A 13,640-nucleotide genomic window follows, 5' to 3' on the forward strand; every position below is an offset into this window, starting at 1 on the left:
GCGCTCGGCCCAAGCGGCACGCGCACCGGCGGCAGTCGTGACGTAGCGTCACGGCGCACCGAGGCCACGAGGCAGAAGGCGGTATACCTCTGAGTCATATTTATGACTCAGAGGTATACCGCCTTTGAGACCGGGTGCTTCGCGACCGGAAGGCCAGGAGGCCAGGAGGCCAGGAGGCCACGGGCCAGGCAGGGTGCGCCCGGCGGGGTCAGGCCTCGCGGGTCGGGTCCGGGTGGGCGCGCGGCGGGGCGTAGCGGGGGACGTACTCCTGGCCGGTGAGCTTCTGGATCTCACTCATCAGCTCGTCGGTCATCTGCCGCAGCGAGGTGCGGTCGTCCGGTCGGCCGGTGAAGTCCAGCGGCTTGCCGAATCGAACCGTGATCTTGGCAGTGCCCGGCCGGGGCACCCGGGCACCGATCGGCTGCGCCTTGTCCGTGCCGATCATGCCGACCGGGATGATCGGCACGCCGGCCGAGATCGCCAGCCGGGCCGCGCCGGTCCGCCCCCGGTAGAGCTTGCCGTCCGGCGAGCGGGTGCCCTCCGGGTAGACCACCACCAGGTCACCGCCCCTGAGCGCCGGGATCGCCGCGTCGAACGCGGACAGCGCCGCCCGGCCACCGGCCCGCTCGACAGGGATCGCACCCAGGCCGGTGAGGACGAACTTGGAGATCGCACCCTTCACGCCGGCGCCCTTGAAGTATTCCGACTTGGCCCAGAACGCCAGGTGCCGGGGCACTACCGTGCCGAGGAACAACTCGTCGGCCACCGAGAGGTGGTTGCCGGCGAAGACAGCGCCACCGGTCTCCGGCACGTGTTCCAGCCCCTCCACGGTCGGGCGGAACGCCAACCGCAGCGTGGGCGCCACGGTGAGCTTGCCGATGGTGTAGAGCAGGGGCACTGGTCCTCCGGCAGATCAGGTGCGAACAGGCGGTGTCACGGTAGCGGACGCCTCCACACCTCCCGGACGGAGGTGGTGAGGCGCCCGCACCCTGGCGCTGGTCCGTTATACCCGGCGGACGACCACAGTTACCCGCTCACCATCGCCGACCTCGCCAGCGAAGCCCTCCAGACCCTCGACGGCGGAGCCGTTCCGGCCCTCGACGGCGGAGCCGCCCGGGCCCTCGGCGAAGTCCACCGAGTCGGCCAGCACCTCCGCGGAGACGAAGTCGACGTACGCGGACACCGCCGCGCGTACCTCGTCGGACGCCGACACCAACACCACGATCCGGTCCGAGACGTCCAGGTCGGCGTCCCGGCGGGCCTGCTGCACCACCCGCACCACGTCGCGGGCCAGCCCCTCGGCTGCCAACTCGGGGGTGACGTCGGTGTCCAGCACCACCACGCCCTCGCCGCCGGGCAGCGGCGCGGAATGCTCGGCGTCGGCGGCGACCAGGCGCAACTCGTACTCACCCTCGGCGAGGGTGACGCCGGCGGCCACCGGGGCACCGTCGACCAGCTCCCACTCGCCCGCCTTGACCGCCTTGATCACCTGCTGCACCTGCTTGCCGACCCGTGGGCCGAGCGCCCGGGGGACCACAGTCAACACCTGCTCGCAGTACGCGGACAGCTCCGCGCTGAACTCCACGGTCTTCACGTTGACCTCGTCGGCGACCAGGTCGGCGAACGGCCGCAGTTGCTCCGCGGCCGGCGAGGCCACTGTCAGCTTCGACAGCGGCAGTCGCACCCGCAGCCCCTTGGCCTTGCGCAGCGACAGCGCCGCCGAGGCGACCGCCCGCACGTTGTCCATCGCGGCGACCAGGTCGTGGTCGGCCGGGAACTCGCTCGCCTCCGGCCAGTCGGTCAGATGCACCGAACGCTCCCCGGTCAGGCCACGCCAGATTTCCTCCGCGGTCAGCGGCGCGAGCGGCGCCACCACCCGGCAGAGGGTCTCCAGCACCGTCGACAGGGTGTCGAAGGCGTTGGCGTCACCGGACCAGAACCGGTCCCGGGACCGGCGCACGTACCAGTTGGTCAACGCGTCCAGGTAGGACCGGACGGTGGCGCAGGCACCGGAGATGTCGTACGCGTCCATCTGCGCGCCGACAGTGGACACCAGCTCGTTCGTCTTCGCCAGCACGTACCTGTCGAGCAGGTGGGTGGAGTCGGTACGCCGCCGCGCCTGGTACCCGTCGGCGTTGGCGTAGAGCGTGAAGAAATACCACACGTTCCACAGCGGCAGCAGCACCTGCCGGACGGCGTCGCGGATGCCCGCCTCGGTGACCGCCATGTCCCCACCGCGCAGCACCGGCGAGGACATCAGCATCCAGCGCATGGCGTCCGAGCCGTACGCGTCGAAGACGTGGTAAACGTCCGGGTAGTTGCGCAGGCTCTTGGACATCTTGCGCCCGTCCGAGCCGAGCAGGATGCCGTGGCTCAGGCAGTTGCGGAACGCCGGCCGGTCGAACAGCGCGGTGGCCAGCACGTGCATCGTGTAGAACCAGCCGCGGGTCTGCCCGATGTACTCGACGATGAAGTCACCCGGGTAGTGGTGCTCGAACCAGTCGGCGTTCTCGAACGGGTAGTGCACCTGGGCGAACGGCATGGACCCGGACTCGAACCAGCAGTCCAGCACCTCCGGCACCCGGCGCATCATCGACTGACCGGTCGGGTCGTCCGGGTTGGGGCGGACCAGGTCGTCCACCGCCGGCCGGTGCAGGTCGGTCAGTCGTACGCCGAAGTCCCGCTCGATGTCGGCCAGCGAACCGTAGACGTCCAGGCGCGGGTAGTTCGGGTCGTCGGACTTCCACGCCGGGATCGGCGAGCCCCAGAACCGGTTCCGGCTGATCGACCAGTCCCGGGCGTTGGCCAGCCACTTGCCGAACGAGCCGTCCTTGATGTGGCCGGGCGTCCAGTTGATCTCCTGGTTCAGCTCGACCATCCGGTCCCGGAACTGCGTCACCGCGACGAACCACGACGACACCGCCTTGTAGACCAGCGGGGTGTCGCAACGCCAGCAGTGCGGGTACGAGTGGGTGTAGGTGTCCTGCTTGAGCACCACCCCCCGGTCCTTCAGTTCCCGGATCACCGGCTTGTTGACGTCGAAGACCTGCTCACCCTGGTACGGCGGGACCAGCGCGGTGAACCGGGTGTGGTCGTCCACGGTGACGATGGTGGGGATGCCTGCGGCGTTGCAGACGTTCTGGTCGTCCTCACCGAAGGCCGGGGCCAGGTGCACGATCCCGGTGCCGTCCTCGGTGGTGACGAACTCCGCGCCGAGCACCTGGTAGGCGTTCGCCCCGGCCTGCTCGACGAGGAAGTCGAACAGCGGCGTGTAGCGGCGTCCGGCCAGGTCCCGGCCGTACACGGTGCCGACCTGCTCGTAGCCCTCCAGCTCCTTGGCGTACGCGGCCAGCCGCGCCGCCCCCACCAGGTAACGGTCGCCGTCGCGTTCGAGCACCGCGTACTCGATGTCGGGCCCGACGGCGAGCGCCAGGTTCGACGGCAGGGTCCACGGCGTGGTGGTCCAGACGCCCAGCTTGACCGGCCCGCGCACCAGCTCCGGCGCGGACTCGTCGGCGGTCAGCTCGAACCACACCGACAGGGTGGGGTCGTGCCGGTCCCGGTAGACGTCGTCCATCCGGGTCTCGGTGTTCGACAACGGCGTCTCACAGCGCCAGCAGTACGCCAGCACCCGGAAGCCCTCGTAGATCAGACCCTTGTCGTGCAGGGTCTTGAAGGCCCACATGACGCTTTCCATGTAGTCCAGGTCGAGGGTCTTGTAGTCGTTGGTGAAGTCGACCCAGCGGGCCTGCCGGTTGATGTACCGCTCCCAGTCCTGGGTGAACTCCAGCACCGAGGCGCGGCAGGCCTCGTTGAACCGGTCCACGCCCAGGTCGATGATCTCCGCCTTGCTGGTGATGCCGAGCTGCTTCTCGGCCACCACCTCGGCGGGCAGGCCGTGGCAGTCCCAGCCGAAGCGCCGCTCGACGTGCCGCCCGCGCATCGTCTGGTAGCGCGGCACCACGTCCTTCACGTAGCCGGTGAAGAGGTGACCGTAGTGCGGCAGGCCGTTGGCGAACGGCGGGCCGTCGTAGAAGACGTACTCGTTCTTGCCGTCCGTGCCGGCGGGGCGGGCCTCGACGCTGGCTTCGAAGGTCTTGTCGGCCGTCCAGTGCTCCAGCACCCGGCGCTCGACCGCGGGCAGGTCCGGGCTCGCCGGGACACCGGCGGCGGTCGGGTCGTGCAACGGATAGGCCATCGGGGGTCGCTCTCCTCATGCAGCTCACTCAACGTGGGTCTGCGAGGACGAACCTCCGGGTACGCCTGGAACGGCGCTCCCGGGTGGCCCGCGGTACCACCCCGCTTGGCGGTCAGGATCGACCGCCCGCTCATTGTCGGCTGTGACGGGCCGCACCCGTCCGGTTCTACTGGGCCGGTTGCCCGGCTGTTCTTCCGGAGGCTCACCGGTGATGGCCGGGTCATCGCCTTACGGGGTCCAACGATACTCGACGCGCCCACCGCCATGCCGTCGACTAACGGCGAACCCGCCCGGGGGCGGGAGAGCCGCCTGACCAGCCCCGCCGACCGCTCTCGCCACCTCGCCGGCATGAGCGGGATCACAGCCCCGGTTGTCACGACACACCCCGGCCCACCCGTCGTCATGGCGTCGGACCGATCAGGAGGTAGTCGTGCAACGGATGAACCCGGCCGAGGTCGCACCGCAGGCGTACAAGGCCGTCTTGGGGTTGGAGAAGTACGTCCAGACGAACGTCGACCGCACAGTGCTGGAGCTGGTGAAGCTGCGGGCGTCGATGATCAACGGGTGCGCGTACTGCGTGGACATGCACAGCCGGGACGCGCTCGCCGACGGCGAGTCGAGCCGGCGGCTGTTCGCTGTCGCCACCTGGCGGGAGGCACCCTTCTTCGACGAGCGGGAGCGAGCCGCGCTGGCACTCACCGACGCGGTCACCCGGCTCGGCGAGCACGGGGTGCCGGACGAGGTGTGGGATGACGCCGCGAAGGTCTGGTCGGAGAAGGAACTGGCCGACCTCGTCATCGCGATCGCCACAATCAACGTGTGGAATCGGATCGGGGTGACGATGCGGCTGGAGCCTCCGGCCCAGGCGTGACCACCGAGGCGGCAGCGCAGGCGGCCGGTGCGCTTGAGGCGCACCGGCCCATGCTGCTTGGGCTCGCGTACCGCCTGCTCGGCAGCCGGCACGACGCGGAGGACGTGCTCCAGGAGGCGTACCTGCGCTGGCTGGGTGTGGACCGGACCCGGGTCGAGGAGCCACGCCGGTACCTGTCCCGGGTGGTCACCCGGCTGGCCCTGGACCGGCTGCGGGCCCGGCAGGCGGCCCGCGAGACGTACGTCGGGACGTGGCTGCCCGAGCCGGTGCCGACCGCGCCCTCGCCGTTCGGGCCACTGGACCGGGTGGAGCTACGCGACTCGCTCTCCACCGCGTTGCTGCACGTCCTGGAGCGACTCACCCCGCCGGAGCGGGCGGTGTACGTCCTGCACACGGCCTTCGACCTGCCGTACGCGGAGATCGCCGAGATCCTGGACCGGTCCGTCGCCGACTGCCGGCAGCTGCACCATCGGGCGACCGCGCGGGTACGGCAGGAGCAGCGTCGGTTCACCGCCAGCCGTCCGGAGCGGGAGCGGCTGCTGGACGCGTTCCTCGCCGCCGCCCGCGACGGTGACCTGGCGAGGCTCACCGACCTGGTGGCCGCCGACGCCACAGCGTGGAACGACGGCGGCGGTCGGGCGCGGGCCGCCCTCAACCCGGTCACCGGCGCGGACCGGATCGCCCGGTTCTACGCAGGGGTCTACGGTCCGCGTCACCGAGTGGGAATGGATCCGGTCGAGCTCAACGGCGAACCGGCGATGTTGATCACCCGCGCGGACGGCAGTCGGTACACGCTGACCATCGCCGCGGCCGACGGACAGATCACCGGGATCTACGTGGTCGGCAACCCGGCGAAGGTGCCGGCGATCGAATGAACCCGGGCGTCGTCGGTCGATCCCGGCCGGTGGGCGTCAGCCCAGCTCGGGGAACCAGAGCGCGATCTCGCGCTTGGCGCTGTCCGTCGAGTCGGAGGCGTGCACCAGGTTCTCCCGGTTGGACAGCGACAGGTCACCCCGGATGGTGCCGGCGGCGGCCTTGCGTCCGTCGGTGGCGCCGACCAGCCCGCGGACCACGTCGATGACCTGGTCGCCGGAGAGCACCAGGGCGACCAGCGGGCCGCCGGTCATGAAGTCCTTCAGCGGCGGGTAGAACGCCTTGTCGACGTGCTCGGCGTAGTGCTCGTCGGCGAGCGCGGCATCCATCGTCCGGTGCGCCATCGCGTCGATCCGCAGCCCCTTGCGCTCGAAGCGGGAGAGGACCTCGCCGACCAGGCCGCGGCGGACCGCGTCGGGCTTGATCAGAACGAGGCTGCGCTCATCCGGGCTGTTGCTGGACACGCTGGGTTCCTCCTGTACGCGCTGAACGCTTGGGATCGGTACGGTCAGCCTAGCGACCCGGTCCCGGCACCGGCGCGGCGGCCGGTCTTTCCCCCGGTGGCCGATCCGGCCTAGCCTGGTCCTGACCCCGGGAGGTCCACTGTGGCGAATGGCGGGAACCGACCCATCGCGCCGGTACGCAAGCTGATCGGCGCGGTGCTGGGCACCGTGGCCACGTTCGTCGTCCTGTTCGGGCTCGGCATGACGAGTTGGGCCATCGTGGCCCTCGGGGTCGCCCTGCTGGTGCTGGCGATCGCGCTGGCGACCGTACGCGGCGGCGGGCGCACGTGGGTCGTCGGCGTCGGGCACGTGCACAGCGCCTCCGAACCACCCACCCAGTACGCGTTCGGCCGCTGCGAACTGCAACTGGTGATTGACGCCCCTGGTCTGCCGCCGCGGTCCAAGAAGATCATTGAGCCGAGGGTGCCGGTCTCCAAGTGGCCGTCGCTGGGCCAGACCCTGCCGATCCGGGTCGCGTTGGACGACCAGCGGCACGTCAAGGTCCTCTGGGACGAGGTGCCGACCCATGCCGAGACCGCCGCTGCCGTCGCCGATCTTCCGCCGGAGTTCGCCGACGCGGAGGCGATGGACGAGCTGTTGATCCAGCAGGACGCGCCGCCGTGGGCCGACCGCGCACCCGACGACGACTTCCGCGACGACTTCCGCGACCCGGCCGGTGACCCGTTCCGGGACCCGGTCGGTGACCCGTTCCGCGACCCGCTCGGTGACCCGCTGCGCACCGACCCTTCGCGCGACGACCTCCCGCGCGACGACCCGGGCGTCATGCCCGAGGAGCGCGAGCCCGTGGTGATTCACCAGAGCCCGGGTGGTCCGATGGTGTTGGAGGGCGTCGTCGTCGAGCCCCAGTCCGGTGGGCTGCCCCGACGGGCGACCACTCCGGCGCCGCGCCCGCCCGCCGAGGAGCGCTTCGACGAGCCCGCCGCCGACCGGTTCGACGCTTCGGAGGCGGGTGGCACGACCGCCGCGCCGGCCGAGGACCCCGTCGAACCACCCGGCGCGCAGCGCTTCGACCAGCCCGACGCGCAACGCTTCGACCCGCCGCCCGCGCAGCGGTCCGGCCCTGGCGCGGCCGACCCGCTGGACCCGCTCGATCTTCCGCTGGACGATCCCTCCCCGGCCGGGGCCGCACGCACGACAGCGACCGACGAGGAGCTGGACCAGGCGATCTTCGGGTTCGACGCCGGCTCGGCCGCGGACCCGGCCGCGCCGATCAGCGGGGTGGGTCTCACCCTGCTGGTCACCGACCTGCCCCGGTCGCTCCGTTTCTACCGTGACGTGCTCGGCTTCAGCGAGGTCGACCAGGGTGCCCACAACGCCGTCCTGGCCTCCGGGTCGACCCGGATCGTCCTGCGCGAGGTGACCGGGGCGGCGCCCATCAGCCGTCGACTCGTGCACGTCAACCTTGAGGTGAGCGACATCGAGGCGGCGTACGAGCGGTTGCGCGGGTCGGGCGTCCGGTTCACGTACGCGCCCCGGGTGGTCAACAGGGGCACCAAGCTCGAGGGGTGGGCGGCGGCCTTCCGCGACCCGGATGGCCACGGCGTCGCGCTCACCCAGTGGCGCGAACGCGCCGACGCCTGACCCGGCCCGCCTTCGGACGGCGCCAGCCGGGTCCGGCGTCAGCCGAGAATGACGCGGCGAACGTGCAACGCGTACGCCCAGACCAGGGCGAAGATGATGCCCAGCCCGAGCAGCGACCAGTGCAGCAGTCCACCCAGCAACAGCAGGCCCTGGAGCACGGTGCCGGCGTTCCAGGCCCACTGGCGACGCATCATGCCGGCGAGCACCACTGCTGCCACCGCCAGTGCCACCACCGCACCGATCGCGGCGCCGCCGAGGTCACCGCCGACCACCCGGATCGGCTGGATCGCCAGCAGCAGCACCAGCGCCTCCAGGCTGAGCGTGCCAGCACCGAGACCGCGTACCGCCCGCTCCGGGTTGCGCAACCCGGAGCGTCGCGGCTGCCCGGCCGTGGGCTCCTCCTCCCCCACCGGCTGCTCGACCGGCACGCCGGTCGGGTCCTCGGTGGGGTGCGGGTCCCGCTCCGGGCTGGTCATCGCTTCAGCAGCCGACGCGCGTCGGCGACAGTCACCACGGACCCCGTGACCAGCACCCCGACCCCGCTCAGCTCACCGGGGACGTCCTCCTCGGCCATCGCCACCGCCAGCTCGATGGCGTCCGGCATCTCCTCGGCCGAGGCCACCCGCTCCTCGCCGAAGATCTCGGCGGCCAGCGCGGCGAGTTCCTCCGTCGGCATCGCCCGTGGCGAGGTGTTGCGGGTGACCACCACCTGGTCGACCACCGGCTCCAGCAACTCCAGCAGCGCTTCCGCGTCCTTGTCGGCCAGTACGCCGATCACGGCCACCAGCTTGCTGAACGCGAACTCCTCCTGGAGCGCGGTGACTGTGGCCTTCATGCCGTGCGGGTTGTGCGCACCGTCCAGCAGGATGGTCGGGGCGTTACGGACCCGCTCCAGCCGACCCGGGGAGCTGGTCGACGCGAAGCCCTCCCGGACCGCCTCGATGTCCAGCTGACGTCGAGCCCCCGCACCCAGGAACGCCTCCACGGCGGCGAGCGCCATTGCCGCGTTCTGCGCCTGGTGGGCACCGTGCAGCGGAATGAACACGTCGTCGTACACGCCACCCAGCCCCTGGAGGGTGAGCACCTGACCGCCGACGGCGACCGCCCGACCCAGCACGCCGAACTCGCCGCCCTCCCGGGCGATGGTGGCCCCGACCTCGGCGCAGCGTTCGAGGAGGGGACCGGCGGCCTCCTCCTCCTGGGCCGCCGAGATCACTGTGGCCCCCGGGTGGATGATGCCGGCCTTGGCCAGCGCGATGTCCTGGAGCGTGTCACCGAGCCACTCGGTGTGGTCCAGCCCGATCGGGGTGATCACGCAGACCCCGGCCTGGAGGACGTTCGTGGCGTCCTCGGCCCCGCCGAGGCCCACCTCCACCACCGCGATGTCGACAGGCGCGTCGGCGAAGGTGGCGAACGCCAGCGCGGTGGTCATGTCGAAGTACGTCAGCGGCTCGTCCGACCGCGCGTCGACCAGCTCGGCCAGCGGTTTGATCTCCCGGTACACCGACGCGAACCGTTCCTCGCTGACCGGCTCCCCGTCCAGGCTGATCCGCTCCCGGACGGTCTCCAGGTGCGGGCTGGTGTACCGCCCGGTGTGCAGCCCGTGCGCCCGCAGCAGCGAGTCGATCATCCGCGCCGTGGAGGTCTTGCCGTTGGTGCCGGTCAGGTGGATCGTCGGGTACGCCCGCTGCGGGCTGCCGAGCAGGTCGAGCAGCGACTCGATCCGGTCCAGCTCGAAGACCATGCGGGTGAAGCCACGGGCGTTCAGCTCGGCCTCGACGGCGGCGAATTCGTTACGGTCGGTCACGAGGGCAGTGTCTCCAGAGCAGCGTCGATCCGGACCAGGTCGGCCTCGGCGGTGGCGAGCCGGTCGCGGATCTTCGCGACCACCGGCTCGGGGGCCTTGCCGATGAAGGCAGGGTTGTCGAGCTTCGCCCGGGCCTGCGCGACCTCCTTCTCGGCTGCCGCGCGGTCCTTCGTCAGCCGGGCCCGCTCGGCGCCCACGTCGATCGACCCCCGGGTGTCCAACGCGACACCGACGGCGCCGGGCATGGCCAACGTGGCGCTGGCCTGGAAGTCGTCACCGGCCGGATCCAACCGGACCAGCGAACGGATCAGCGGCTCGTGGGCAGCGATACCCGCGCCGGACAGCCCGTCCAGGCGGGCAGCCACCCGCTGCGTGGGGCGCAGCCCCTGGTCGGAACGGAACCGGCGGATCTCGGTGACCACCCGCTGCACGCCGACCAGCTCGGCCTCGGCGGCGTCGTCGACCAGCGACCGGTCGGCCACCGGCCAGGCGGCGGCCTGCACCGTCTCGCCGCCGGTCAGCGCGAGCCACAGCTCCTCGGTGACGAACGGGATGACCGGGTGCAGCAGCCGCAGCAGCTGGTCGAGCACGTGCCCGAGCACGCGACGGCTGGCCTCCGCGCGCTCGCCGCCCTCGGCGAGCACCGGCTTGCTCAGCTCGACGTACCAGTCACAGACGTCGTCCCAGGCGAAGTGGTACAGCAGGTCGCACACCTTGGCGAACTCGTACGCCTCGAACTGCTCGTCGACCTCGGCGGTGACGTGCGCCAACCGGGACAGGATCCACCTGTCGACGGTGGAGAGCTGCTCGGTGGGGGGCAGGTCGCCAGTGGTGTGCGCGCCGTTCATCAGGGCGAACCGGGTGGCGTTCCAGAGCTTGTTGCAGAAGTTGCGGGAGCCCTGACACCACTCCTCGCTGACCGGGACGTCCTGGCCGGGGTTCGCGCCCCGCGCCAGGGTGAACCGGGTGGCGTCGGCGCCGTACCGGTCGATCCAGTCCAGCGGGTCGACCACGTTGCCGAAGGACTTCGACATCTTCTTGCCGAACTGGTCACGGACCATGCCGTGCAGCGCGACCACGTCGAAGGGCGGCCGGCCGTCCATCGCGTAGAGGCCGAACATCATCATCCGGGCGACCCAGAAGAACAGGATGTCGTACCCGGTGACCAGCACGCTGGTCGGGTAGAACTTCGCCAGATCCGGGGTCTGCTCGGGCCAGCCCAGTGTGGAGAACGGCCACAGGCCGCTGGAGAACCAGGTGTCCAGGACGTCCTCGTCCTGGTGCCAACCCTCGCCGGTCGGCGGCGCCTCGTCGGGGCCGACGCAGACGATCTCGCCCGCCGGGCCGTACCAGACCGGGATGCGGTGCCCCCACCACAGCTGGCGGGAGATGCACCAGTCGTGCATGTTGTCGACCCAGGCGAAGTAGCGCTTGGCCAGCTCGGCCGGCTCGATGCGCACCCGACCGTCGCGCACCGCGTCGCCCGCGGCCTGGGCCAGCGGGGCGGTGTTGACGAACCACTGCAGCGACAGCCGCGGCTCGACTGTGGTCTTGCACCGCGAGCAGTGCCCGACCGCGTGCACGTACGGGCGCTTCTCGGCGACGATCAGGCCCTGCTCCCGCAGCGCTGCCACGATCGCCGGTCGCGCCTCGAACCGGTCCAACCCCTCGAACGGGCCGGGCACGGTGATCACACCGCGCTCGTCCATCACGGTCAGCGCGGGCAGGTCGTGCCGCTGGCCGATCTCGAAGTCGTTAGGGTCGTGGGCCGGCGTCACCTTGACCATGCCGGTGCCGAAGGACGGGTCGACGTGCGCATCGGCGACGATCGGGATCCGGCGGCCGGTCAACGGCAGCTCGACCTCGGTGCCGATCAGGTGCTGGTAGCGCTCGTCGTCGGGGTGCACCGCCACCGCGGTGTCGCCGAGCATCGTCTCGGCCCGGGTGGTGGCCACCACGACCTCGTCGCTGTAGCGGATCGAGATCAGCTCGCCGTCGTCGTCGGTGTGCTCGACCTCGATGTCGGAGAGCGCCGTGAGGCAACGCGGACACCAGTTGATGATCCGGTTGGCCCGGTAGATCAGGCCGTCGTCGAAGAGCTTCTTGAAGATCGTCTGGACGGCGCGGGTCAGCCCCGCGTCCATGGTGAAGCGCTCGCGGTCCCAGTCGACGGAGTCGCCGAGGCGGCGCATCTGGCCGAGGATGGCGCCACCGGACTCGGCCTTCCACTGCCAGACCCGCTCGACGAACTTCTCCCGGCCGAGATCGTGCCGGGACAGCCCTTCGGCGGCGAGCTGACGCTCGACCAGGTTCTGGGTGGCGATGCCGGCGTGGTCCATGCCCGGCAGCCAGAGCGCCTCGAAGCCCTGCATCCGCTTACGCCGGGTCAACGCGTCCATCAGCGTGTGCTCGAACGCGTGGCCCATGTGCAGGGAGCCGGTGACGTTCGGCGGCGGGATGACGATGGTGAAGGGGGGCTTGTCGCTGTCGGCGGAGGCCCGGAAGTGCCCGCCGGCTACCCACTGCTCGTACCGTCGCTGCTCTACCTCACCGGGCTGGTACTGGCCGGCAAGGGTCGGGGCGTCGGGGCGTCGGGCATCCAGTCTCTCGGTCACCGGACAAGTCTACGGAGGGCTTCCGCAGACCTGACGTGCGCCACCTGCCGTTCGCGTACGGTGTCGGCTATGTCCGACGCACATCTCACCGAGCGGTCGCGCGACGGCGGCCGCGAGCCGGTCGAGCTGACCGAAGAGCCGATCCAGCTGAGCACCCGGGACACCGGAGGCGACCCCGACGAGCGGTCCGGCGGCTGGTCACGCCGCCGCAAGATCGGTTGGACGGTCGCACTGGTGGTCGGTCTCGCCGGTGCCGGCGTGCTCGGTGTCGGTGGGTGGCGGGTGGCGCAGGAGAAGGACACCCAACTGGCCTCACCCGATCGGGTGGCGGGTCTGACCCGCGACGACAGCGAGCGGGCCAAGAGCACTGCCGACTATCTGCGCAGCGGCCTGGCGGCGAACATCGAACTGGACAGCAGTTTCGGCACTGTCTACCGCGACCCGGCCGACGACAAGCGCTCGGTGCTCATCTTCGGGGGCACCACCCTGCTCTGGCAGCCCGAACGGGACCTCGACAGCCTCTTCCGCCTGATGTCGGACGAGACCGGCGCGGTCAACGGTCTGCGGGAGCGGCCCGCGGGTGATCTCGGCGGGGTGCTGAAGTGTGGCAGCACCAGCGGCGAGGGCGGGGACTTCGCGGTGTGCGGCTGGGCCGACCACGGCAGCGTGGTCATGGCGATGTTCCCGGGCCGGTCGGTCAGCGACGCCGGCGGCCTGCTGCGCAACCTCCGCGACGGTATGCAGACCCGAGACTAAAAGATCGTGCAACATCCTGGATGTAGTGGTGTCCCAACGCAGGAGAGGCCACGACAACCAGGATCGAGCGTGACCTTGCCTGCCTCAGGGGCGGCTCGGACTCCAGACCCGGCCTCACCGGTCATTCGGGGAGCCCTGGCCGATCAACCACGCGGGAAAAAGCGGGAAAGGGGAAACGCAGATAAGGCCACCCCGTTAGGGGTGGCCTTATCTGGAAGATTGTCCGGCGGCGTCCTACTCTCCCACACCCTCACGAGTGCAGTACCATCGGCGCTGGAGGGCTTAGCTTCCGGGTTCGGAATGTAACCGGGCGTTTCCCCTCCGCCATGACCGCCGTAACTCTATGAACATATCAAACAACCCCGGCACACACTCACGGGTGTTCGCTTGTTCAGAGTTGCACAGTGGACGCGTA

Annotated in this window: 10 protein-coding genes and 1 rRNA gene; 4 read left to right on the forward strand and 7 right to left on the reverse strand. The window is 70.6% G+C overall.

Going from position 1 to position 13,640, the window contains the following annotated elements:
- Positions 1-208: 208 nt before the first annotated feature.
- Together OHB44_RS27370 and ileS are read right to left on the reverse strand one after the other, a co-directional pair.
- Entirely contained in the window at positions 209-898 is a 690-nt protein-coding gene (locus OHB44_RS27370; protein WP_238685126.1) for a lysophospholipid acyltransferase family protein, read from the reverse strand.
- 105 nt (positions 899-1,003) lie between these two features.
- Positions 1,004-4,198, reverse strand: coding sequence for an isoleucine--tRNA ligase (gene ileS, locus OHB44_RS27375; protein ID WP_330438715.1), 3,195 nt, complete (start codon positions 4,196-4,198; stop codon positions 1,004-1,006).
- A gap of 439 nt (positions 4,199-4,637) precedes the next feature.
- On the opposite strand from ileS, the gene OHB44_RS27380 reads away from it, so the two are divergent.
- Entirely contained in the window at positions 4,638-5,069 is a 432-nt protein-coding gene (locus OHB44_RS27380; RefSeq protein WP_274531189.1) for a carboxymuconolactone decarboxylase family protein, read from the forward strand.
- The gene (gene sigJ, locus OHB44_RS27385; RefSeq protein ID WP_330438718.1) at positions 5,066-5,944 is read left to right on the forward strand and encodes an RNA polymerase sigma factor SigJ; all 879 of its coding nucleotides are present in this window, start codon (positions 5,066-5,068) and stop codon (positions 5,942-5,944) included. Before OHB44_RS27380 ends, sigJ begins: the two co-directional genes overlap by 4 nt.
- A 36-nt stretch (positions 5,945-5,980) precedes the next feature.
- Here sigJ and ndk read toward each other — a convergent pair whose 3' ends face one another.
- Positions 5,981-6,406, reverse strand: a complete 426-nt coding sequence (ndk, locus tag OHB44_RS27390) for a nucleoside-diphosphate kinase (protein WP_088949743.1) — start codon at positions 6,404-6,406, stop codon at positions 5,981-5,983.
- A 141-nt stretch (positions 6,407-6,547) separates the two neighbouring features.
- Between ndk and OHB44_RS27395 the strand changes: the two genes are divergently transcribed.
- Entirely contained in the window at positions 6,548-8,047 is a 1,500-nt protein-coding gene (locus OHB44_RS27395) for a VOC family protein (RefSeq protein WP_330438727.1), read from the forward strand.
- Positions 8,048-8,085: 38 nt separating this feature from the next.
- Here the strand turns inward: OHB44_RS27395 and OHB44_RS27400 are convergent, their stop codons facing one another.
- Genes OHB44_RS27400 through OHB44_RS27410 form a run of 3 tightly spaced genes read right to left on the reverse strand, consistent with a single transcriptional unit; the run spans position 8,086 to position 12,469 of the window.
- The gene (locus OHB44_RS27400; protein ID WP_330438728.1) at positions 8,086-8,523 is read right to left on the reverse strand and encodes a DUF4233 domain-containing protein; all 438 of its coding nucleotides are present in this window, start codon (positions 8,521-8,523) and stop codon (positions 8,086-8,088) included.
- Positions 8,520-9,854 carry a bifunctional folylpolyglutamate synthase/dihydrofolate synthase gene (locus tag OHB44_RS27405; protein ID WP_238685132.1) on the reverse strand — a complete coding sequence of 445 codons (1,335 nt, stop codon included), beginning with the start codon at positions 9,852-9,854 and terminating at the stop codon, positions 8,520-8,522. Before OHB44_RS27405 ends, OHB44_RS27400 begins: the two co-directional genes overlap by 4 nt.
- Positions 9,851-12,469, reverse strand: coding sequence for a valine--tRNA ligase (locus OHB44_RS27410; protein ID WP_330438732.1), 2,619 nt, complete (start codon positions 12,467-12,469; stop codon positions 9,851-9,853). The genes OHB44_RS27405 and OHB44_RS27410 overlap by 4 nt, the downstream gene beginning before the upstream one ends.
- Positions 12,470-12,538: 69 nt before the next feature.
- Here OHB44_RS27410 and OHB44_RS27415 point away from each other — a divergent pair, with 69 nt between their 5' ends.
- Complete coding sequence (locus OHB44_RS27415) at positions 12,539-13,225, forward strand: hypothetical protein (RefSeq protein ID WP_330438734.1); 687 nt, start codon at positions 12,539-12,541, stop codon at positions 13,223-13,225.
- A gap of 221 nt (positions 13,226-13,446) precedes the next feature.
- Here the strand turns inward: OHB44_RS27415 and rrf are convergent.
- Positions 13,447-13,563: ribosomal RNA gene (gene rrf / locus OHB44_RS27420) — 5S ribosomal RNA — on the reverse strand.
- Positions 13,564-13,640 lie beyond the last annotated feature (77 nt).

Source organism: Micromonospora sp. NBC_00821 (assembly GCF_036347035.1).
GTDB classification, from domain to species: Bacteria; Actinomycetota; Actinomycetes; order Mycobacteriales; family Micromonosporaceae; genus Micromonospora; species Micromonospora hortensis.